This is a genomic window from Tautonia sp. JC769 (genome assembly GCF_040717455.1).
Taxonomy (GTDB): Bacteria; Planctomycetota; Planctomycetia; order Isosphaerales; family Isosphaeraceae; genus Tautonia.
Genome location: NZ_JBFEFH010000003.1, coordinates 202,960 through 222,799, shown reverse-complemented (window position 1 = coordinate 222,799; position 19,840 = coordinate 202,960). Strand labels below are relative to the sequence as shown.

At 67.9% G+C, this 19,840-nt stretch carries 15 protein-coding genes; 9 read left to right on the top strand and 6 right to left on the bottom strand.

Going from position 1 to position 19,840, the window contains the following annotated elements; translation table 11 throughout:
• Nucleotides 1-73 precede the first annotated feature (73 nt).
• A complete protein-coding gene (locus AB1L88_RS04925) occupies nucleotides 74-4,477 on the bottom strand; it encodes an amidohydrolase family protein (RefSeq protein ID WP_367095514.1) in 4,404 nt (1,467 codons plus the stop codon).
• A 303-nt stretch (nucleotides 4,478-4,780) separates the two neighbouring features.
• Between AB1L88_RS04925 and queF the strand changes: the two genes are divergently transcribed.
• From queF to bioA, 3 genes are read left to right on the top strand one after another with little or no spacing between them, the layout of a single operon-like run.
• Nucleotides 4,781-5,137 (top strand): preQ(1) synthase, encoded by a 357-nt coding sequence (queF, locus tag AB1L88_RS04920; RefSeq protein ID WP_367095513.1) that lies wholly within the window; start codon nucleotides 4,781-4,783, stop codon nucleotides 5,135-5,137.
• 43 nt (nucleotides 5,138-5,180) lie between these two features.
• Entirely contained in the window at nucleotides 5,181-5,972 is a 792-nt protein-coding gene (locus AB1L88_RS04915; protein ID WP_367095512.1) for an SAM-dependent chlorinase/fluorinase, read from the top strand.
• Between the two features lie 33 nt (nucleotides 5,973-6,005).
• Nucleotides 6,006-7,385 (top strand): adenosylmethionine--8-amino-7-oxononanoate transaminase, encoded by a 1,380-nt coding sequence (bioA, locus tag AB1L88_RS04910; RefSeq protein WP_367095511.1) that lies wholly within the window; start codon nucleotides 6,006-6,008, stop codon nucleotides 7,383-7,385.
• A 96-nt stretch (nucleotides 7,386-7,481) separates the two neighbouring features.
• Here the strand turns inward: bioA and AB1L88_RS04905 are convergent, their stop codons facing one another.
• From AB1L88_RS04905 to AB1L88_RS04890, 4 genes are all read right to left on the bottom strand, one after another.
• Nucleotides 7,482-8,642: a lactonase family protein gene (locus AB1L88_RS04905; protein ID WP_367095510.1), complete on the bottom strand. Its 1,161-nt coding sequence runs from the start codon at nucleotides 8,640-8,642 to the stop codon at nucleotides 7,482-7,484.
• A 177-nt stretch (nucleotides 8,643-8,819) separates the two neighbouring features.
• Nucleotides 8,820-10,214, bottom strand: a complete 1,395-nt coding sequence (locus AB1L88_RS04900; protein WP_367095509.1) for a serine/threonine-protein kinase — start codon at nucleotides 10,212-10,214, stop codon at nucleotides 8,820-8,822.
• 97 nt (nucleotides 10,215-10,311) lie between these two features.
• Nucleotides 10,312-11,352 carry a protein phosphatase 2C domain-containing protein gene (locus AB1L88_RS04895; protein WP_367095508.1) on the bottom strand — a complete coding sequence of 347 codons (1,041 nt, stop codon included), beginning with the start codon at nucleotides 11,350-11,352 and terminating at the stop codon, nucleotides 10,312-10,314.
• Between the two features lie 88 nt (nucleotides 11,353-11,440).
• Nucleotides 11,441-12,220, bottom strand: coding sequence for a PIG-L family deacetylase (locus AB1L88_RS04890; protein ID WP_367095507.1), 780 nt, complete (start codon nucleotides 12,218-12,220; stop codon nucleotides 11,441-11,443).
• A gap of 378 nt (nucleotides 12,221-12,598) precedes the next feature.
• Between AB1L88_RS04890 and floA the strand changes: the two genes are divergently transcribed.
• Entirely contained in the window at nucleotides 12,599-13,672 is a 1,074-nt protein-coding gene (floA, locus tag AB1L88_RS04885) for a flotillin-like protein FloA (RefSeq protein ID WP_367095506.1), read from the top strand.
• Between the two features lie 149 nt (nucleotides 13,673-13,821).
• On the opposite strand, the gene AB1L88_RS04880 is transcribed toward floA, so the two are convergent.
• Nucleotides 13,822-15,438 carry an amidophosphoribosyltransferase gene (locus tag AB1L88_RS04880; protein ID WP_367095505.1) on the bottom strand — a complete coding sequence of 539 codons (1,617 nt, stop codon included), beginning with the start codon at nucleotides 15,436-15,438 and terminating at the stop codon, nucleotides 13,822-13,824.
• 251 nt (nucleotides 15,439-15,689) lie between these two features.
• On the opposite strand from AB1L88_RS04880, the gene proB reads away from it, so the two are divergent.
• The 5 genes from proB (at nucleotide 15,690) to AB1L88_RS04855 (ending at nucleotide 19,702) form a co-directional block, all read left to right on the top strand.
• A complete protein-coding gene (gene proB, locus AB1L88_RS04875) occupies nucleotides 15,690-16,847 on the top strand; it encodes a glutamate 5-kinase (protein ID WP_367095504.1) in 1,158 nt (385 codons plus the stop codon).
• Nucleotides 16,848-17,012: 165 nt separating this feature from the next.
• On the top strand, nucleotides 17,013-17,735 hold the full coding sequence (locus tag AB1L88_RS04870; RefSeq protein WP_367095503.1) for a hypothetical protein: 723 nt from the start codon (nucleotides 17,013-17,015) through the stop codon (nucleotides 17,733-17,735).
• Between the two features lie 251 nt (nucleotides 17,736-17,986).
• Entirely contained in the window at nucleotides 17,987-18,406 is a 420-nt protein-coding gene (gene ndhC / locus AB1L88_RS04865) for an NADH-quinone oxidoreductase subunit A (protein ID WP_367095502.1), read from the top strand.
• A 68-nt stretch (nucleotides 18,407-18,474) separates the two neighbouring features.
• Nucleotides 18,475-19,116 carry an NADH-quinone oxidoreductase subunit NuoB gene (gene nuoB / locus AB1L88_RS04860; protein WP_367095627.1) on the top strand — a complete coding sequence of 214 codons (642 nt, stop codon included), beginning with the start codon at nucleotides 18,475-18,477 and terminating at the stop codon, nucleotides 19,114-19,116.
• Between the two features lie 58 nt (nucleotides 19,117-19,174).
• Nucleotides 19,175-19,702, top strand: coding sequence for an NADH-quinone oxidoreductase subunit C (locus tag AB1L88_RS04855; RefSeq protein WP_367095501.1), 528 nt, complete (start codon nucleotides 19,175-19,177; stop codon nucleotides 19,700-19,702).
• Nucleotides 19,703-19,840 lie beyond the last annotated feature (138 nt).

The following is a 19,840-nucleotide window of genomic DNA, read 5'->3' as shown; positions in this document are numbered from 1 at the left end:
GATCGAACGGGCCGGGGGCCGTCACCCCGCGAGGCAGGGCGGGGAGACGGCCCCGGATGCGGACTGCGATCGATCAGCGGGATTCCGCCTGAGAATTCTCGCTCGACGTCTCGTCGGTCGAGAAGGTGGTCTCACCGACCTCGGGCGCGGGCGACCCCGATTCCCGGACGAGGCCGATGGGGCTGGTGCCGTCCCGGATCTCAGAGAGCCGGCGACGATAGCGCTCGTAGAGTTCCGTCTGGCGACTCTCGGGGGCGACGGGGCGGCCACCGATGATCAGGTGCTTGACCTCGGTGGTCGGTTGCAGCAGGTGGCCGGCGGCGATCACGAGGTTGGCCCGCTTGCCGGGTTCGATCGAGCCGAGCTGGTCGGCGACGCCGAAAATCTCGGCCGGGACGAGGGTGACGGCCTTGATGGCGTCTTCCTCGGGCAGGCCGTACGCGACGGCCATGGCGGCTTCCATCGGCAGGTTGCGGACCTCGGATGCGTCGCCGGTCGAGCTGATCGCGACCTTGACACCGGCCTCGACGAGCCAGGCGGGGTTGGCGTAGGCCGCGTCGTAGGGATCGTTCCGGCCGGGGTTGCGGTGGGTGCCGGTCACCAGGACCGGGACGCCGGCGTCCTTGATCCGATCGGCGACCTTCCAGGCATCCGCGCCGCCGCTGATGATCGCCTTCAGCCCGAGTTCGTCGGCCAGGTCGAGGGCCGAGAGGATCTCTCCCCGGCCGTTGGCCGCGAAGACGACGGGCTTCTCGCCCCTTGCGAACGGGACGAGGGCTTCCAGACGGGGGTCGACCGGGGGGAACTCGCCCCGCTCCAGGGCGGCCCGGCGGACCTCGTCGAACCGCAGGGCCGACTCGAAAAGTCCCTTGAATTCATCGAGGCGTTTCTCGCGGTCGCGGAAGCGTTCTCGATAGCGTTCGGCGAACTGGGGCGAGACGCGGCTGAGCACGTCATCGAGATTTGCCGGAGGAGCAGGGGGGACGTTAACGAAAAGTGCCAGCTCGTCTTGCAGGACCATCTCGGACCAGACCCAGCCGTTCAGATCCACCACGGCCCCCTGGCCGGAGATCGTCCCCCCCGTGGGACGGACGAAGCCGGAGAGGACGCCTGCGAGGCGGTTGGCGGCGATCAGGGCCGAATCGGCGTTGATGGCCACGCTGGCCCGCAGTTCGGGCTGATACGGGGCAAGCTCCTGGGCATCCTGAGTGGCGGAGATGCTGCCGATCTCGTTGAGGCCGAGATCGCTGCCGGAGTCGATCATGCCGGGCCAGACATCGAGCCCGCCCAGGTCGATGGTCGAGGCGCCCTCGGGGACCGCCGTCTCGGCGCCGCCGACCTCGGCGATGGTCTCCCCCTCGATGATGATGGTCCCGCCCTCGATGATCGGGCCGCTGACGGGGTGGATCGTGGCGTTGGTCAGGGCGTAGACGCCATCGGGGTTTGATGGGATCTCGACCTGCTGCGCCCGGACGGCCTCAGGTGCCTGGGGCATTTGCTCATGGCTGCCCGCTCGGGGCCGGAGGATTGAGCCGTCGTCGTCGTGATGCCGCTGGAACGCCACGTCGCCGTCGATCAGCGTGAGCTGGCACTGGGCGAACCCGTCGAGGGGATGGGCGTTGAACAGGGCGATGTCGGCATCCTTGCCGACCTCGATCGAGCCGAGGCGGTGATCGAGGCCGAGTTCACGGGCGGGGTTCAGGGTGATCATGGCGAGGGCCTGGTCCTCGGAGACCCCGCCGTAGCGGACCATCTTGGCGGCCTCGACGTAGAGGTGACGCACCTCCTCGCCGCTGTCGCTCTTGATGCAGACGGCCGCGCCGGCCTCGGTCAGCAGGGCGGCGTTGTGGGGGATGGCGTCGTAGGCCTCGACCTTGTAGGCGTACCAGTCGGAGAAGGTGGAGCTGCTCGCGCCGTGCGCGGCGATCTCGGCGGCGATCTTGTAGCCTTCGAGGACGTGCTGGAGCGACTGCACTTTCATGCCGTAACGCTCGGCGGTGCGCAGGAGCATCAGGATCTCGTCGGCCCGATAGCAATGGCTGTGAATCTTGATCGAGCCGTCGAGCATGTCGGCGAGGGCTTCGAGGCGCAGGTCGCGGCGGAACGGGGAAACGTCCTTGCCGGCGGCGACGGCGTCGGCAAACGCCCGGCGGCGGGCCTGGTACGCCCGGGCTTCCTCGAAGGCCCGGACGAGCACCGCCTCGACGCCGGGGCGGGTGAACGGGAAGCGATCGGGGTTGCTCGATCGCTTGCGGGTCACGTTCTCGCCGAGGGCGAACTTGACCCCCTGGGGGCCGTCCCGCAGGATCAAGTCGCGGGCGGGCTTGCCGTAGATGAGTTTGATCACGGCATCCTGGCCGCCGATCGTGTTGGCCGACCCGTGGAGCAGTCGGGCGGCGGTCACGCCACCGGCCGCCGCCTGGAAGATGGTCACGTCGTCACCGGTGACGACGTCCTTGACCCGGACCTCAGGGTTGATCGACAGCGAGCCTTCATTAACACCCCCCTCGATGGCCATGTGCGAATGGGTGTCGATGATGCCGGGCAGGGCGACCATCCCGGCCGCGTCGATCACGGTCACGCCCTCGGGGGCCTCGATCGACTCGCCGACGGCGGCAATCTTGCCGTCCTCGACCAGGATCGACCCCTTCGGGATCGTCCCGTTGCTGACGGTGAGGATGGTCGCGTCCTTGATCAGGACGTTCCCGCCGGTGGTCAGCGAGGGGACGCGGTCTTCGTCGAACTCGGTCGCGACATCGACGAATGGTTCCTCGTCGGATTCGGCTTCAGCTTCCTCACCCTCCTCCGATTCGTCGTCGTCCTCATCGTCCGAATCGTCGTCCTCGTCGTCGGATTCGTCGGCTTCGTCGTCCGAATCGTCGGATTCGTCGTCGTCATCCGACGTGTCCTGTTCGTCCCGAGCGGAGTTGCGGGGTCGATCGCCCGCGTTCATCTCGAACTTCTCGCCATCGACGAACAGGTACCGAGGTTTCGAGTCCTTCGACCCGTAGGAGCCGTCCCAGGCGACGAGGTGGGCGAGCTTGCCCGGCTCGATGGTGCCGAGGCGATCGGCGACGCCGGCGATCTGGGCGGCGTCGAGGGTCAGGGCCCTGATGGCGTCGGCCTCGTCGAGGCCGCCGGCGATGGCCTGCCGGACCTTGGCGTGGAAGTCGTCGACCCGGTTCAGGCCGTCGCTGGAGAAGGCGAAGGGGATGCCCGCCTCGGCCAGCTTGCCGGCGACCCCGACGCGATCGTCCCAGCGGGCCCTGGCCTGTTGCAACTCTCGGAGCGGGGGATCACGCTCGGCGATCGGCTTCCGGCGGTATTCGTCCTCGGAGGGGACCTCGGGCTCCTTCGGGAAGTCGACGCGGAGCACGACCGGGGTCTTCCGCTCCTTCAGGCGGTCGATCACCTCGAAGGCGTCTCGGCCGCCGACCAGGACGGCACCGGTGCCGAACTCCCCGGCGAGATCGAGCGCCCGGTGGATCGCGTCCTGACTCTCGGCCTGCCACCAGGCGGGCAGGGCGCCGGTCCGGGCCGCGTAGAGGGCGTCGAGGCTGGGGTCGAAGGGGGGGAGCGGGCCGCCCTTGTCCCGGGCGTATTCGAGCAGCTTGTGGTGGTATTCGGCGTCGAGCATCGCCTGGCGGAGGTGGGCGATCACCCCCATCAGGGCGCCGGGGTATCCGCCGGAATCGGGGGGGCCGGCGGCGGCCATCGCCTCCTCGATCAGGTGGATCAAGGCCTCGTCCTGGGGGCTGTGGGTGTGGCCGGCGCAGTGTTCGTCGTGGCGGATCCCGAAGGCCTCGAACAGGCCATACTCGCGGCCCCGGGGGTTGGCGAGGTTCAGGTGCAGTGCCACCGACTCGGAGACGATCGACTCGCGGCGGCCGAGCCCGCCGAGCGAGACCAGGGCACTCTGGCCCGTGGCGATGGCCCCGGAAGGGGCCGAGAGCAAGGCGGTGAAGCCGAGGTTGCGGCGACTCCTGACCGCGCCCTCCTCAAGCTTCAGGGCCGAGGAGACGCGGAATTCCGGGGTCAGGCCGTTCCGGTTGTCCGGTGGGGTGCTGGCCTGCGGGAATTCGTCGAGCGGGATCGGCCGACTCAGGCCGGTGGCGGATCGGGGGACGTTTTCGTCCTGGCCGATCGTCGTGTAGAGATCAATGAATCCGGGGTAGAGGACGAGTCCGTCGCCCTCGATCGTCTCCGCGTCGTAGGGGACCTCGATTTCGAGGGCGGGGCCGACGGCCTCGATCAGGCCGCCTCGGAGGACGACCGTGCCGTCTTCGATCGTCTGCTCGGGGCTGGCGACGATGGTCGCTCCGGTGACGGCAACCGCGGCGGGTTGATAGTCGGGGCGTCGCTCGGCCCCCTGGGCCCGGGCGATCGCAGGCGCGAGGAGCGAAAGGCAGAGCGTCGCGGCGAGGGTCGCGGGGATGTCCCGACGGACACGCGACCGAGGTTCCGGGGGTCGAGTCATGAGGGGTGTCTCTGTGTTCCGTGCCTTGGGGAGGATTGATGAGGATTGGAGGAGCAAGGCCGTCGGATCTCGCGCGGCACGACCCGGGTGGGAGAGGAGTTGCAGGTCATCGGCCTTGGGATCACGAAGTGTTCCCTAAGTTATCCGTCCCCTCGAAGCGGTCGCAAGGTGTCGGGGAGGGAAGGGGGGACGGGGGATCGGGGATTGGGGTACAATGCTCGGGTCGCAATCGTGATCGCAACGGATCAAGAGGGGGCCTGCCGACCGTCCCATTGCAAGGCGGGCCTGGCCTGGGAGCAGAGCATGTCGCTGGAGACCTTCGAGAACCAGTTTCCCGGACGGGATTACGAGATCGAGATTGTTTGCCCCGAGTTCACCGCCGTGTGCCCCAAGACGGGCCAGCCCGATTTCGGGACGATCACGATTCGATATGTGCCCGATACGCACTGCATCGAGTTGAAATCCCTGAAGATGTACCTCCAGGCGTATCGGGACCGCGGCATCTTCTACGAGCATTCGATCAACGTGATCCTCGACGACCTGGTCGCCGCCTGCTCGCCGCGGCGGATGACCGTCGTGGGGCAGTTCACGCCCCGGGGCGGGATCTCGTCTCGAATCACGGTGCAGCACCAGGCGGATGCGTCCTCCTTGACCGGCTGAGGAGCGGAGCCTCGGCCCCCTGGGAATCGGGAGGGACCGTTCGATGCGATCGCCCATCTTGACCCTGACCACCGACTTCGGCGGCGACGGACCGTACGTGGCCGCGATGAAGGGGGTCGTGCTCTCTCGGGTCCCCGAGGTGCAGCTCGTCGACGTCAGCCACCGGATCGGGCCGCAGAACGTGCTGGAGGCCGCCTTCGTGATCGCCTGCGTGGTGGACGCGTTCCCCCCGGGGACGGTCCACCTGGGTGTGGTCGACCCGGGGGTCGGGACGCAACGCCGCCTGATCGCGGCTCGCCTGGCCGAGCAGTGGTTCGTGGTCCCCGACAACGGGTTCCTGACCTACGTGGGCCGCAAGTATTCCGTGCAAGACGTGTTCGAGCTGGAGAACCGGGCGATCGCCCGGGAGCCGGTCTCGAATACCTTCCACGGGCGCGACCTGCTGGCGCCGGCGGCGGCCCACCTGCTGCTCGGGCGTCCTCCGCAGGAACTCGGCCCGCCGAGGCACGGGATCACGCGGCTGCCGGCCGTCGAGCCGAGGAGGGACGACGCCGAGGTGGTCGGCGAGGTGATCTTCGGCGACTCGTTCGGGAACCTGATCACCAATATCCCGTCGGAGTTGCTGGGCGATTCGGCCCCGGACGACTGGGAGATCGAGATCGCCGGGCATCGGATCCAGGGCCTGACCCGGACGTATGGCCTGCAACCCCCCGGGACCCTGGTGAGCCTGGTCGGCAGCTCGGGATGGCTGGAGGTCTCGCTCGTCAATGGCGATGCCAGCCGTTTCCTCGACTGTGGCGCAGGGGCCACCGTCTGGTTCCGCAAGAAAGGATGAACCGCGAGGCGATCGAATCGCCCGCCCGTCGCCATGCCCACCTCTCGCCCGGACTCCGACACGCTTCGCCGCTGGGATCTCGATCACCTCTGGCACCCGTTCACCGCCCAGGCCGACTGGGCGGCCGCGTCGCCGCTGATCATCGAACGGGGCGAGGGGGCCGAGCTGATCGACTCCGACGGGAATCGCTACCTCGACGGGGTCAGCTCGCTCTGGTGCAACGTCCACGGGCACCGACACCCGACGATCGACGCCGCGATCCGGGAGCAACTGGACGCGATCGCCCACACGACCTTGCTGGGCCTGACCCACCCGACGGCCGTCGAGCTGGCCCGGCAGCTGGTCGAGCGGGCCCCCGGGGGGTTGACCCGCGTCTTCTACTCGGACAACGGCGCGACGGCCGTCGAAGTGGCCCTGAAGATGGCCTTCCAGTACTGGAGGCAGAAGCCGGACCCCGAGCCGGAGCGATCGCAGTTCGTCGCGCTCGGCGGGGCATATCACGGCGACACGATCGGGGACGTGAGCCTCGGCGGGGTGGATCGCTTCCACACGATGTTCCGCCCGCTGCTCTTCCCGGTCCTGAGGGCGCCGATCCCGTTCTGCTACCGGTGCCCCCTGGGCCTGGAGCGCCCGGATTGCGGCATGGCCTGCCTGGACGAGGTCGACCGCCTGCTCGGCGCGCATCCGGGGCAGGTCGCCGCGGTGGTGATCGAGCCGATCGTCCAGGGAGCGGCGGGGATCGTCGTCCATCCCGAGGGGTATCTCCGGGGGCTCCGCGAGATCACCAGGAGGCACGGGACGTTTTTGATTGCCGATGAGGTGGCGGTGGGCTTCGGGCGTACCGGATCGATGTTCGCCTGCGAACAGGAAGGGGTGACGCCGGACTTCCTCTGCCTGGCGAAGGGGATCACCGGCGGGTACTTGCCGCTGGCCGCGACCCTGACGACGGAGGAGGTGTTCGCGGCCTTCAATGCCTCGGCGGCCGACGGGAAGACGTTTCAGCACGGCCACACGTACGGGGGCAACCCCCTTGGAGCGGCGGCGGCGCTGGCGACCCTGAGGGTCTTCGAGGAGGAGCGGACGCTGGAGCGGCTCGGCCCGAAGGTCGAGCTGCTCCGATCGCGTTTGCAAGAGTTCGCCGCCTTGCCGCACGTGGGCGACCTCCGCCAGCGAGGCTTGATGGCGGGCATCGAGCTGGTGCTCGATCGGGAATCGAAGGCCGAATTCCCGTGGCATCGGCAGGTTGGGGCTCGGGTCGGTCTCCGGGCCAGGGAGCTGGGTCTCCTGATCCGTCCGCTCGGGGACGTCCTGGTGGTGATGCCCCCCCTGAGCATCGATCACGACCAACTGGACCGGATGATGGACATCATCTTCCGTTGCGTTCGAGAGGTGACGGAGGGGACGGAGCCCTGACGGCCATCGTCCGGAAGGGCGCGAGCCGGCCGCCTGCCCCAGGGACGGGGGGAACGGCCGGCTCGACACGCGGATCGGTGCGACGAGGGGCCCGGATCACGGGCCGTTCGGCGCGAACTTGAGGCAGACGGGCGAGGGGACTTCGACCTGGAATTCGGTCTGCTCCAGGAGGCCCGATTCCTGATTGATCCGGAAGACGACGATCGAGCCGGTCGCCTGGTTGGCCGCGAGCAGGAAGCGGCCGGTCGGATCGATGACGAAGTTGCGCGGGGTGGAGCCGCCGGTCAGTTGATGCCCGATGGGCGTGACCGTGGCCGCCTCCTCGTCGATCTGGAAGATGGCGATGCTGTTGTGGCCGCGGTTCGATCCGTAGAGGTACGGGCGGGTCGGGTGGACGTGGACGTCGGCCGTGGAGTTGGAGACGTCCGAGTCGAGCGGGAGGGTGGTGACGGCCTGCGTCTCCATCAGGGTGCCGGCCTCGGGGTCGAATCGGAAGACACTGACGGTCGAATTCAACTCGTTGATGCCGAAGGCGAGCCGGTTGTCGGGGTGGAAGTCGAAGTGCCTCGGCCCCGCGCCGGGCTCGACCGAGGTGGCGGGGGGATCGTTGGGGGCCAGGGTGTGGGATTCGGGATCGAACCGGTAGACGAGGTACTTGTCGATCCCCAGGTCGGCCGCCACGGCGAAGCGTCCGCTGGCGTCGAGGTTGATGGAGTGGGCGTGCGGCCCCGCCTGACGCCTCGGGTTCGGGCCGGAGCCTTCGTGCTGCACCGCGTTGGCCTCGCCGAGGGAACCATCGTCCTCGATCGGCAAGACGGCCACGTTCCCGCCGCTGTAGTTGGCGATCAGGACGTTCTCGCCCGACGGATCGACGACGATGTGGCAGGGGGCCCCGCCCTTCGAGGAGACCTGGTTGATCAGGGTCAACTCGCCCGATTCGGGGTCGATGCGGAAGGCGCCGACGGCCCCGCTCGATTCCCCCTCGAACTGCTCGACCTCGTTGACCGCGTAGAGCAGCGGTTTGCCGGGATGGATCGCCAGGAAGGACGGGTTCTCGGTGGCGGCGACCACCCCCTTCAGCTCGATCGCCCCGGACTCGGGGTCCATCTCCAGGAGGTTGATGCCCTGATCGTCCCCCTCGGTATAGGTGCCCACGTAGATCCGCACGGGGTCGTTCTCCTGCCCTCGGGCCCCGATGACGGGGAGGGTGGTTGTGACTGCCATGAATCCGAGGAGCACGGCTGATCGGTGACGCATGGGGGAATCGCTCCGGGTCGAGGACCGCAAGCACCGGGCCCCGGACCTTTGCCGGGATGGGCCGGTGCGCGGGGGGCCAGCGTTTTCGTCAGCTTACTCGGCCCGGATCCGGTTTGCGAGGTCCGGGATCCGCGGACCGTGATCGGGGCGCGGGAGGACTGGCCGACCACGAGCGCGTTAGAAGTTGGAGACCATCACCGCGAGCAAGATCAGGACCACGACGACCCCGAGGATGGTGAAGGCGATCCGGACGACCCGGTCGTCGTCGGTGCGGCTGGGGAGTGGGATGGTCGGGATGCTCGGGTACGACCCGGATTCGTCCGGGTCGTCGTCGGCGGTGAGCTCGTCATCCCGGATGATCACGGCCGTCCGGGGGACGACGGGGGGCTTGCTCAGCGGGGCCGAGATCTCGGCCTGGCCCAGGTCCCGAATCGCCCCCAGGCCCGAGAACTGGCTGGGGTCGCCGTCGAGGCGGATGTCGTCGTCGTCCAGTTCGGGAGGGGGGGGGCGGAACGTCCGCTTCGAGCCGGAGGGGGCCTGGCGGAGCGCCCGGGGGTCGGTCCAGCGCGCCAGGTCGGCCCGGAGTTCCAGGGCCGATTGGTGGCGGTCCTCGGGCTGTTTGGCCATCGCCTTGGCGACGATCGCGGCGAAGGCGGGGGGGACGTCCGGGCAGAGCCGTTCGAGCGGGTCCGGATCTTCCATCCGGTGGCGGAAGATCTTGCTCACGATGTCTCCCCCTTCGAACGGGGGGCGGCCGGCGAGGGCGAAGTAGATCGTGCAGCCGGTGCTGTAGAGGTCGCTGCGGCGGTCGGCCTGCGAGGCGTCGGCCAGTTGCTCGGGGCTGGCGTAGTCGAGCGTCCCGACGACGGCGTTCGGGTGGGTCAGGGCGCCTTCCTCCCCCATCGACTTGGCCAGGCCGAGGTCGAGGATCTTGGCGTCCCCCTCGGGGGTGACCATCAGGTTCGAGGGCTTGATGTCGCGGTGCACCAGGCCCGCCTCGTGCGCCGCGTGCAATCCGGAGAGGGCCCGCACGAAGTATCGCGCGGCCTCGTCGAACCGGAGGGGGCCGGAGCCGCCGTGGATCCCCTTGACGAGGTTGTACAGGCTGTCTCCCGGGACGTACTCCATGACCATGTAGTGGGCATCGCCGACCGAGCCGACTTCGAGCGTCCGGGTCAGGTTCGGGTGTCGGACGCGCCGAGAGAGGTCCATCTCCCGATAGAAGCGGTGCAGCGCCTGCTCGTCTTCGAGGGCCTTCTTCGGGGGCAAGACCTTGATGGCCACCCGCAGGTGGTCGCGCTCGCGGCGGGCGAGGTAGACCTTGCCCATCCCGCCCTCGCCGAGCCGCTTCATGATGCGGTAATCGCCGAGGAAGAAGCCCCAGGTCCGGCCGTTCAGGAGCTTATTGGCCTGGTATCGGGTCAGGACGCCGCGGTCGACGAGCATCCGGGCGAAGGAGACGGCATCCGGATCGGTGCCGGCCGCCAACTCGCTTCGAAGGCGTTGGACTTCCTCGGCGGGCAGCAGGCGACTCTTGATCAGGCACTGGGCGAAGGTGTCGAGCCGGAGCATGGGCCGGGGGACCTTTGGGGAAGACCCGGATCGGGGAAAGGGGCGTGGACCATGCCTCCTGGCAAGCTCCGCGGGTCGGGCATCGAGGTCTGAGATCTCAAGCAGGGTCGCCGGCGGCCGCGACGTTCGGACCGTTCTCGGCCTCGTCGCCCAACCCTTCGACCGTGATGACCATGCAGGTGATGTTGTCCCGCGACTCGTTCAGCAAGGCCGTCTGCACCAGGTCCTTCGCGATGAGGTGCGGATCGTCCTGCCGGGCGAGGATGACCGAGAGGGATTCGTCGGTCACGACCCCCGTGAGGCCGTCGGAGGCCAGCAGGAAGCGGTCGCCGGCGCGCAGCTCTTCGACCCGGACGTCTTCCGGGCCGTCTCGGGCCTCGGGGCTGCCGAGGTAGAGGTAGAGGACGTGGCGGAACTGGTGATTCCGGGCCTCTTCGGGCCGGATCGTCCCGGCCGAGATCAAAGCCGAGGCCAGGTCGTGATCCCGGGTGAGTCGATCCAGCTTGCTGCCCCGGAGGCGATAGGCGCGCGAGTCGCCGATCCCGGCGATCAGGGCCTGGCCGGGGCGGAAGACGGCGACGACGACGGTCGTCCCCATGTTCGAGCATTCGGGGACCACGTGGGCCTGGGCGATGATCTCCCGGTTGGCCGCCGCGATCGCCTGGCGAATCGCCTCCCGGTCGTCCTGGGCGTCGATCCGATGCAGCAATTCCTTCGGGATCAGTTCCACGGCGATCCGGCTCGCCTGCTCGCCGGCCAGTTGACCCCCCATGCCGTCGGCCACGATGAACGGGCCGGCGACGTCGGACCGGACCGGGCCGGATGCCCCTCCCCGGGCCGTCCCGTTCTCGAGGGCGTGCGGCGGCCCGGGAACCGGCTGCAGCATCACCTCGACACTCGATTCCAGGCCATCGGGCCAGGAGGCCAGGCTGCCGAACCCGGGGACGAAGAAATTGTCCTCGTTGTGCTTGCGGACGTTCCCGGTCGTGGTGACGACGCCGACGCGCAATCGCAAGCGGAGCGAGGGCCGCGAAGCATCGGTGCTCCGGGTACCCCCGCCGAGCGCCCCCGGGGCGGGGGAACGCCCCCGGGGAGGGCTGGATTGCCAGAGTCGCTTCAACCAGTTCTTCAAAGACACCGGATTCCCTTTGCGAACTCGCGGCGAGGGAAAAAGGCGAGGGACACTCGCGGACGCAGAGACGCTCCAACGCGACGTCGATCCGTCATCATCCCGATCGATGGGCCGTCCCGCCCTCGGCCGGCGCAGCCACGGGGGACGGGGCCGCCCAGCGCATCAGATCATCGACCCCGAACGACCGATAGTGCATGAACAGTTCGCCGGCCTCGAACCCCGCCGTCAATCCGAAGTAGCGATTCATCATTTCGACGGTCTGGAAGAGCCGAGCCTTCGACGGGGGGAACTGGGTTTCGTACGCCTTGATCGCGTCGAGCTTCCGGTCGAGCGTGTCGCCGATGTCCGCCACAATGTACCCGGAAGAATCGGGAGCATCCAGGCGATGAAGCGCGATGGGGAAACTTAACTGATTCGTGATGGTATGTGGCGGTAGCCCGTCGAAATACTCATCCCATTTCGACAAGCGACTATAGAACACAGCGGCATCGGTGATCAGCATGGCCTGGTAGTGATCCGGCGAGGCGAGAATCGTCTTGCCCCCGAACCCGAGGACCACCCGAGGCCGGTACCGTCGGAACACTTTCGCCAGCGCGATCCGGGGTTCGAACCCGTCGAAGAGGCGACGGTTGGGGAGATTCAGGCTCACCCGGACCGAAACGCCCAGGATTTTCGCGGCGCGATCCGCCTCACGGGCGCGGAGATCCGGGCCGGCAGAGCCCGGGGTCGGCTCCCCATCGGTCAGGTCGACCATGCCGACGCGGTAGCCGAGGTCAGAGAGCCGCGCCAGGGTCCCTCCGCAGGCGATTTCGAGGTCGTCGGGGTGTGCCCCGACGGCAATCAGGTCCAACGGGAGGTCGTCCGACTCGGCCATGGCGTGCTTCTCGATCCTGGCGATGGTCCCAACTGATCTGTTCGAAGTCTAGAATGAATTGGGCGTAAGGTCAATAGCTGACGGTCATTACGGCATGGTCGCGGCCCGTACGCCCCCGGGGCCGGTGGGTCAAGTCTCGGGAGACGGTCGGCCGCCCTCGGGCACGGATCGCGGGGGGCCGTCGTGTTCGATCGGGCATCCGTGACCGTGCGGGAGATTGCGTCGAAGTGCGCCGCGATGCAACCATCATCATCGGCGCGTCGGGGGCGGTAGGATCTTGAAAACCAGGGCGATTCGTCCACACCCTATAGGCAAGCGTCTTCACCATGCAGTGCCGTCGGTTCGTCCCCACCAGGGCTCAACCTCAGGATTTCGCCGATGTTCGCTCCCTTGATCGCCCAGCAGGATGGGAATAATACCTTCGTCCTGCTTGTGTTTCTTGTGCTTTTTGTCTCGATTATCAGTTTGTTTGCCTTCATCCTGTTCGCCAAGTACTTCAACCTCTGGATCCAGTCGAAGACGACCAACGCCAACATCGGCCTGATTGAATTGATCGGGATGACCTTCCGGAAGGTCAACCCGAACATTATCGTCCGGTCGAAGATTATGGCCGTCCAGGCCGGGGTGACGGATCGTGACGGGGTGACTCGGCAGAACCTCGAGGCCCACTACCTCGCCGGCGGGAACGTGATGAATGTCATCCGGGCCCTGATCGCCGCGCAACGCGCCGACATCCCGTTGACCTACAAGCGGGCCGCGGCCATCGACCTGGCCGGCCGGAACGTGCTGGAGGCGATCCAGACGAGCGTCAACCCGAAGGTGATCGACTGCCCCGATCCCGCCAAGGGGCGGCAGACGGTCGACGCGGTGGCCAAGGACGGCATCCAGCTCAAGACCAAGGCCCGCGTGACGGTCCGGACGAACATCGACCGCCTCGTCGGCGGTGCCACCGAGGAGACGATCATCGCCCGGGTGGGCGAGGGGATCGTGACCACCATCGGCTCGGCCGAGACGCACAAGACGGTGCTCGAGAACCCCGACATGATCTCCAAGCGTGTGCTGGAGAAGGGGCTCGACGCGGGCACCGCCTTCGAGATCCTCTCGATCGACATCGCCGACATCGACGTCGGCGACAACATCGGTGCCCGGCTGCAGGCCGACCAGGCCGAGGCCGACATGCGGGTCGCCCGGGCCAAGGCCGAGGAACGCCGCGCGGCCGCCATCGCCCTTGAGCAGGAGAACCTGGCCGCCGTGCAGGAGAACCGGGCCAAGGTGGTCGCGGCCGAGGCCGAGGTGCCGAAGGGGATCGCCGAGGCGTTCCGCCGGGGCCAACTCGGGATCGGCGACTACTACTCGCTCAAGAATGTCCAGGCGGACACCGAGATGCGATCGGCGATCGCCGGGACCGGCACCAATGCCCGTCGGACGCTCGACTCGGGCACGGCCGACTGAGCGACGGCAGAAGCGCCAGGTCGATTCGAATCGTGAACGCACGGCGGGGGGACGATGGCCTGAGACAGGCTCGTCACCCCCGTTTTTCGTTGGCGGCCGGTGTGGGGCGATCGCCGAAGGAGAGTCTCCTCGTTTCGACGCTCCTTGGGTCACGACTCGCCGGAGACGGACCCTTCGACGCGACGGGGTGACTCGTAGGCCCGAATCCCTCCGGCACCGTTCTGGTGGCAGGCGGCGCCTTCGAGTTCGAGGTCGTAGAGCCGCTGCCCGGCGGGCGTGGGATATCGGCCGGTCACGCAGGCGAGGCAGAGGTGATTGGGGGACAGGCCGATCGACCGGGCGATGGCCTCGACCGGGAGATAGCGCAGGCTGTCGGCGCCCAGCTCCTGGGCGAGGCGATTCTGGGCCTCCTCGGAGAGGCCGCCGTCGGGCAGGTCGGCGTAGTGCGGGGCGATCAGCTCGTCCCGGGTCGACATGTCGATGCCGTAGAAGCACGGGGCGATGATCGGCGGGCAGGCGACCCGGAGATGGATCTCGCGGGCCCCGCCCCGGCGGCGGATCTCGTGCACCAGGGCCCTCATGGTGGTCGACCGCACGATGCTGTCCTCGACCAGCAGGACCCGCTTTCCCGAGAGGACCTCGGGCAGGGGGGTGTACTTGAGCCGGACCTTGGCCTCGCGGTCGGCGGTCCCTTCGATGAAAGTCCGGCCGAGGTACCGATTGCGCATCAGGCCTTCGACGGAGGGGATATTCAGCTCGAATCCCATCGCATCGGCCGCCCCCTTTGCCGTGTCGGGCACGGGGACGACGATCGTCTCGGCGTCGCGGGGCACGTCCTCCATCCGGGCCAGCTCGCGGCCGAGGCGGGCCCGGCTCAGGTAGACCGAGCAGTCGTCGAGGGTGCTGGCGACGTTGGCGAAGTAGATCCACTCGAAGAAGCAGTGGGCGCGCCTGGGGGTCGCCGCGAACTTCGTGACCCGGACGGAGTGGCGGTCGACCACGGCGAGGTGGCCGGGAGGCAGCGACTCGATCCGGGTGAAGCCGAGATTCGACAGCGGGACGCTCTCGCTGGCCGCCGCGAAGAGGGAGCCTTCCCGGGCGACGCAGAGGGGACGGAGGCCGAGCGGGTCTCTGGCCACGACGAGCTGGCCGGTCGCCGAGAGCAGGACGATGTTGTAGGCGCCGTCGAAGCGCTGGGAGAGCCGGGTGAAGACCCCCACCCAGTCGATCTCGGGGCCTTCGTTCTGCAACTCGTAGCTGATCGAGTGCATCAGGATCTCGGTGTCCGTGTCCCGCTTCAGGTGATAGTCTCCCTGGGCGAGCAGCTCCTCCTTCAGCTCCTGGAAGTTGGTGAGCTGGCCGTTGAAGGCCACGGCGAACCACTTCGACTTGCGGCCGTGGGCCCGCTCGAACGGCTGGGCCAGGCTCCGCTGGTCGCCGCCGCAGGTGGCGTAGCGGACGTGGCCGATGGCCGCCGGGCCGTCCATGCCGCGCATGATCGCCTCGAACTTGGCCCGATGGTTCAGCCGGAAGGCCTCGGCCACCGTGCCGAGCTGCTTGTACGTCTCCAGGATCGCGTCGCGCTGGGGATGATAGCTGGTCATCCCGGCCGCGAGCTGCCCGCGGTTCTGCATGTCGAGCAGCATCCGGGGGATCAGGCGGGCGGCGTGCTCGGGCGATCGGGGGGTCTGCGCGACGGGCGGGCCGTGTTCGTGGTCCAGGTGAGCGATGGCGGCCACGCCGCATTCGTGATGGAGTTCACCCATGGTCGCGAAGGTCCTGCCGGTCTTACGGGGGGGAGGGAGCCCGGATTGGCCGTTCGAGAGATCCGGCGAGCAAAGGGTTCTCTCCCGGGGGGGGAAGGACCGTTTGCATCGACTTCGAGTGCCCTGGGCCTTGAAGCGAACATCATTATAATCGGGCACCTGGAGAGACTCAATTGCGGGAGACGCCCAGTCTCGGCAGATCGTGCCGGATCGTCTCTTTGCTTCGGCATGCTCCAGACGGAGAGATGAGGATGGAGCGGGACCTGGTCCGGGAAGACCTTGCACACTCGTCGCCAATCTGGGTCATCAAGGTTGGGACCAGTGTTCTCGCTGCGCCGAACGGCACCCTGGACGAAGCCAAAATCGCCGATCTCTCGGACCAGATCGCCGAGGTCGTGCTGGCCGGAAAGCGGGTCGCTCTCGTCAGTTCGGGGGCCGTCGGCGCCGGGATCGGCCGGCTCGGCCTCGCCCGACGGCCGACCGACCTGCGGCACTTGCAGGCGGCCGCCGCCTCGGGCCAGGCCCACCTGATCCGGGCCTACGACGAGGCCTTCCGCAAGCACGGCTTCAGCGCCGCCCAGCTGCTGCTGACCCGATCGGACTTCGACGACCGGGTCCGCTACCTCAATGTCCGCAATACCCTGCTGACGTTGTTCGAATACGGCTCGATCCCCATCATCAACGAGAATGACACGGTCAGCGTCGACGAGATCCGGTTCGGTGATAACGACTACCTGGCCGCCCTCGTGACGAACTTGCTCTCGGCGCCGTTGCTCGTGATCCTCAGCGTGGTCGACGGCCTGCTCCGCTGCGACCCGACCCAGGCCGAGGCCCGGGATTCTCCGCTCGGCAACGAGCCGATCCGGGTCATTCACGATCTGAACGAGGCGATCGAGCAGCACGTCGGGCCCGGGCGGAGCATGCTCGGCTCGGGGGGCATGAAGAGCAAGCTGGAGTCGGCCCGGCTGGTGGCGACGGCCGGCGGGTCGGTGATCATCACCTCCGGCTTGCGACCCGACCCGATCCGAGAGGTCCTGAACGGCCGGCCCGTCGGCACCCTGATCCCGGCCTCGGGGGCGACGCAGCAGGCCCGACGCCGCTGGATCGGCCTGACGGCTCGTCCCCGGGGCTTCCTGGTCGTCGACGACGGCGCCCGGCTCGCGCTGGAGTCGGGCCGGGGGAGCCTGCTGGCCATCGGGATCGTCGAGCTCGAAGGCCAGTTCCGTAAAGGGGACGTGGTCGGGATTCGGGACCTCCAGGGGCACGAATTCGCCCGAGGGCTGTGCAACTATTCGCTCGAAGAAACGCGGGCCATCCGGGGGCTGCGCACCGACCAGATCCAGGAACTCCGGGGCCGCGCCGATTACGAGGAAGTGGTTCATCGGGATAATCTGGTCGTGCTCGGATGACCGAATTGCCCGGCGGGACTTCCGGGAAAATGCTGACCCGCCTTCGCCCGCGCTGCTACCATTTCTGAGGAGTGCGCGAAATCGGATCGTCAATCGCGGCCTCGCGGAGGATCGACGATGACCCAGAGTCCCCCCTTCGCCGGCCGTCACTCAAGGATCAACGCCATGCGAGGCGCCCTTCGAGCATCCTCGGGACGGATCACCGCCGGAGGCCTCTTCCTGGTCGCCGTCTTCGTGCTGGCGCCCGCCGGCAAGGCACAATTCAACGGCGACCCGTTCGACCCGTTCCGCGCCGCCTATCGTTCCTCGACGATCCCGATGGCCACCCAGTTCGGCCCCGGGCGGAGCCGGGTGGTCACGCCCCCGGGCATGGGGAGCGTCCCCGGGATCGGGGTGCCCTGGGATCTCTCGTATACGAGCCCTTCTTACCTGCCGTCCCCCTCGACGCGGTTCGGCACGTCCGACCTCGACCTGCTCTCCCCCTCGAACGACGTGTATCGACGCTACGACGAGGAATTCGGCCGCGTCTACCGGCCGAATGCCGAGGCCGACGAGCAATTCGCCCGGATGCAGCAGGCCCGGCAGGAGCTCTATTTCCAGGCGATGCGGGAGACCGACCCGGAACGCAAGGCAGAACTCCGGCAGCAGTATCAGGATCTGAGCCGTCGGATCAGCCTGGGCATGTCTCCGACGAACCGTCGCGATCCCCGGGCACCCGGTGCCGGTCGAGGCGGGTCCGCTCCCGGCCTTCCCAATCAGTCGGCCGACCGCGCCGGAGCGGGGGGCTTGCCCCGGACCGTCCGCTCATACGAAGACCTCGCCCAGTGGTCCCGCGCGATCAATCAGCGGGCCGTTTCGGTCGGCATCGTCCGCCCGGACTCGAACTGAGCGGCCGCTGGCGTCTTGACGGGCCGTCCTCGAACCTTACAATCATGCCGAGCGTCGTGAAGCGTCGCGGGCCCCGCCCGATCGTTTCCCGAAGCTCGGTTCGGCCTTTTGGTTCGGTCCCGATTGCCTGGGCTGTCGCCCGGGCAACGGCGTGACCGAGCTATTTTTTTCGACCCTCTTGTGAAACTGTTCACAATCGGGCGCCAGTCACCTCGACTGGGCGATCGGCCCGGTGCAATGGGAGCGGACGTGTGGGCCTGGAATTCACGCCGATCTTTTTGTTGATCCTCGTGGGGATTTCCGTGGCCGTGGGCATGCTCACCATGAGCTTCCTGCTGAGCCCCGGTCGCCGCAAGACGCAGTCGAACCGGGTCAAGCAGATGCCGTATGAGTCGGGGATGGACCCGATCGGCGATGCCCGGCAGCGGTTCGACATCCGGTACTACCTTGTGGCGATCGAGTTCCTCATCTTCGACGTGGAACTGCTGCTACTCTACCCCTGGGCCGTCGGCCAGTGGCACCGCGACGAGACCTCGACCGCCCTCGGGGCGTCGTTCGGCGTGCCGCTGGAGTTGAGGACGATGGCCTTCTTCGGCGTCCTGGCGTTCCTCGGAATCCTGGTCGCCGGATTCGCCTACACCTGGAAGAAGGGGGTCTACGAATGGCGATGAACCAGAACACCGGCGGCTCCGTCCCGGCCTCGTCCCGCCCGGTTCTGACCAATCGTCCTGCCGCGGCCATGCCCGCAACGAAGGGCGGAATCGAGGTTCCCGAGAACGTCATCATGACGACGGTCGACTCCGTCGTCAGCGCGGCCCGGAAGTACAGCCTCTGGCCGATGCCGTTCGCCACCGCCTGCTGCGGGATCGAGCTGATGGCCGTGGGGGCCAGCCGCTTCGACATCTCGCGGTTCGGCGCCGAGGTGATGCGCTTCAGCCCCCGGCAGTGCGACCTCCTGATCGTCGCCGGCCGCGTGGCCATGAAGATGCTGCCGGTCCTGCAGCGGATCTGGCTCCAGATGCCCGAGCCGAAGTGGTCGATCAGCATGGGGGCCTGCGCCAGCACCGGGGGGATCTTCGACACCTACGCCGTCGTGCAGGGGGTCGACCGGTTCATCCCGATCGACGTGTACATCCCCGGCTGCCCCCCGCGTCCCGAGCAGATCCTGCGGGCCTTGATGGACATGCAGGCGAAGATCCAGGCCGGCGGCACCGTCTTCGGCACCGGCCTGCCCGAGCTGGCCGAACGCGAGAAGATGCTCGCCGAGAAGCGGAACTTGCCCGCGGGCCTGGCCCTCGCCCCCGAACGCGGCGACGAGGGGCGGTTCGGCTACAAGTCTCCCGGCGGCGACGCGTCGCTCGGCATCGATGAGACTCGCTGACCGTTCCCCTGGCCGATCGACCCCCTGAGCACGAGTGCCCGAACGTCCGGAGCCGTTGATGAGCGCGGAGACCTCGATGACCTCGCATCCGATTGTCGAGCAGTTGACCGAACGATTCGTCGCGTCCGTGATCCGGTCGTCGACGTTTCGGGGGAATCTCCGGGTGCTCGTCGAGCGGTCGGGCCTGATCGAGGTGCTCACGTTCCTGAAGCAAGAGGCCGGCTACGCGTTCCTCTCGGAGCTGGGCGGGGTCGATTACCTCGGCTACCCGGAGCGGTCGGAGGGGGCCCGGTTCGAGGTGCATTACGTCCTGCTCAAGCAGGAGACCTCCGAGCGGATCATCATCAAGGTGGGCGTGGACGACCCGGACCCGTCGCTCCCCTCGGCCATGCCCCTGTGGGGGGGGGCCGACTGGATGGAGCGAGAGGTGTTCGACATGTACGGGATCCGGTTCGAGGGGCACCCCGACCTGCGACGCATCCTGATGCCCGATGAGTTCACCTCGTACCCGTTGCGGAAGGACTACCCGCTCCGGGGGCGGGGCGAGCGCCACAACTTCCCGAAAATTACCCGAGAGCAGTCCTGACCCTGGTCCGGCACCGCGAATGTTCGGCGCGGGTTGGCCCCGCCGCTGCTCCTGCCCTGCAAATGATTCCAGAACCGGGTGATCTGACTTCGATCCCGGCACCGTCCAGCACCCTTTTCTTACCCGCGAGGTCCAGCA

Excerpts from the sequence above, each read along its gene's own strand:
- AB1L88_RS04925 (WP_367095514.1), bottom strand. The coding sequence starts at position 4,477 with ATGACTCGACCCCCGGAACCTCGGTCGCGTGTCCGTCGGGACATCCCC.
- queF (WP_367095513.1), top strand. The coding sequence starts at position 4,781 with ATGTCGCTGGAGACCTTCGAGAACCAGTTTCCCGGACGGGATTACGAG.
- AB1L88_RS04915 (WP_367095512.1), top strand. The coding sequence starts at position 5,181 with ATGCGATCGCCCATCTTGACCCTGACCACCGACTTCGGCGGCGACGGA.
- bioA (WP_367095511.1), top strand. The coding sequence starts at position 6,006 with ATGCCCACCTCTCGCCCGGACTCCGACACGCTTCGCCGCTGGGATCTC.
- AB1L88_RS04905 (WP_367095510.1), bottom strand. The coding sequence starts at position 8,642 with ATGCGTCACCGATCAGCCGTGCTCCTCGGATTCATGGCAGTCACAACC.
- AB1L88_RS04900 (WP_367095509.1), bottom strand. The coding sequence starts at position 10,214 with ATGCTCCGGCTCGACACCTTCGCCCAGTGCCTGATCAAGAGTCGCCTG.
- AB1L88_RS04890 (WP_367095507.1), bottom strand. The coding sequence starts at position 12,220 with ATGGCCGAGTCGGACGACCTCCCGTTGGACCTGATTGCCGTCGGGGCA.
- floA (WP_367095506.1), top strand. The coding sequence starts at position 12,599 with ATGTTCGCTCCCTTGATCGCCCAGCAGGATGGGAATAATACCTTCGTC.
- AB1L88_RS04880 (WP_367095505.1), bottom strand. The coding sequence starts at position 15,438 with ATGGGTGAACTCCATCACGAATGCGGCGTGGCCGCCATCGCTCACCTG.
- proB (WP_367095504.1), top strand. The coding sequence starts at position 15,690 with ATGGAGCGGGACCTGGTCCGGGAAGACCTTGCACACTCGTCGCCAATC.
- AB1L88_RS04870 (WP_367095503.1), top strand. The coding sequence starts at position 17,013 with ATGCGAGGCGCCCTTCGAGCATCCTCGGGACGGATCACCGCCGGAGGC.
- nuoB (WP_367095627.1), top strand. The coding sequence starts at position 18,475 with ATGCCCGCAACGAAGGGCGGAATCGAGGTTCCCGAGAACGTCATCATG.
- AB1L88_RS04855 (WP_367095501.1), top strand. The coding sequence starts at position 19,175 with ATGAGCGCGGAGACCTCGATGACCTCGCATCCGATTGTCGAGCAGTTG.